The sequence below is a fragment of the Cryobacterium sp. Sr8 genome, assembly GCF_004403225.1.
Lineage (GTDB): Bacteria > Actinomycetota > Actinomycetes > Actinomycetales > Microbacteriaceae > Cryobacterium > Cryobacterium psychrotolerans.
The window spans coordinates 1-1,451 of sequence record NZ_SOHO01000010.1; the positions used below are offsets into that span (position 1 = coordinate 1).

At 67.5% G+C, this 1,451-nt stretch carries 1 protein-coding gene; it reads left to right on the forward strand.

Going from position 1 to position 1,451, the window contains the following annotated elements:
• Window positions 1-45 precede the first annotated feature (45 nt).
• The coding region (locus tag E3T54_RS01115; RefSeq protein WP_134474203.1) for a PAS domain S-box protein at window positions 46-1,451 on the forward strand (1,406 nt) is incomplete at its 3' end.

A 1,451-nucleotide genomic window follows, 5' to 3' on the forward strand; every position in this document is an offset into this window, starting at 1 on the left:
GCCCGGAGCACGTTGGCGCTCGTCCTCGCGGTCGTCGCCTTGTGTGTGAGTCAGATCGCGATTCTCGGCTACGTCTACGGCGTTTCTTCGCTGTATACCGTTGGCGGCTTCACCAGCATGGCCCTGCTCACTGCCCTCGAGCTCGGAGTATTGTCAGCGGCGACCCTGCTTCAGCATCCATCCGCGGGTTTGGCCGGGCTGGCGAGGGACGGCGGTAGCGCCGGAAGGCTGGTTCGTCCGGCGATTCCCTTCTTCATCCTTGGTCCGTTCTCCCTCGGCTGGCTCTTCTTGACCGCGCAGCGCATGGGCTGGTTCGACATTCCCTTCGCCTTCGCCGTCCTTGTCCTGAGCATGAGCATTCTGGGCTCCGCGTTGACCTGGATAGCGGCCTTGAGGCTTCGCGAACTCGACCGGCAACGTGAAGGCGCGCTGACCAGGCTGGCCGAGACGAACCACATGCTCGAAACCACGGTCGCGGTCCGAACCCAGGAGCTCGCGAAGACCGCCGACGCACTCGAGGCGCTCGTTCGGCTCGCGCCGGTGGGCATCGTGCAGCTCGACGCCGCGGGAGGGCTGCTGACCGCAAACGACCAGTGGCTGCGCGTGAGCGGACTGACCCTTGAAGCGTCCCTGGGTGACGGTTGGATGTCGGCGCTGCACCCCGACGACCTCGATCGGGTACGCGCCGAGTGGTCTGAGAGCAGCGCCGTCGGCGCCGCCTATTCGGCCACTGTGCGTTTTCGCACCCAGGACGGACAGGTCAATTCGGTGCAGGTCACCACGACGCCGATTCGTGACCAGGGAATCGTGACCGGGCATCTGGCCAGCGTCACGGACGTGACCGCCCTGCGTGCCGCGGAGGAGTCGGCGTCGGCGGCCCGGGCGCGGTTCGAGGCGGCCTTCGCCTGGTCGCCGCTGGGAACGGCCATCGTGGGGCTCGACGGCCGGGTGCTGGAAGCCAACCGGCGCCTTTTCGACTTGACGGGCCGGTCGAGCGGAGTGCTTGACCAGCCCATCGAGACGGTGTTCATGGCGCTCGAAACCGTCGGCCCGGATGCCCTGCCGGCCGGTCCGCTGGAGGGCTCGCGGCAGCGCGGGGATCGACGGATGCGGCGCAGCGACGCCGAGGAGACCTGGGTGAAGGTCAGCGTCGCCGAAATCCACGAAGGCGAACACGTCGGGGGCTTCCTCTATCAATTGGAAGACATCACGGCCCGCCGACTGGCCGAGGCCCGCGTGGAGCACCTCGCCTTCCACGACCCGCTGACGAACCTGCCCAACCGACTGCTCCTGCTGGACCGGCTTGCCCAGGCGCTCCTCCAGGCGGCGCGCCACGGACGGGGAGTTGCCGTGTTGTTCATCGACCTGGATCGGTTCAAGGTCGTCAATGACAGCCTCGGGCACCACGCCGGCGATGCGGTCTTGTCCAAGGTCGCGGAGAGGCTGCGGCA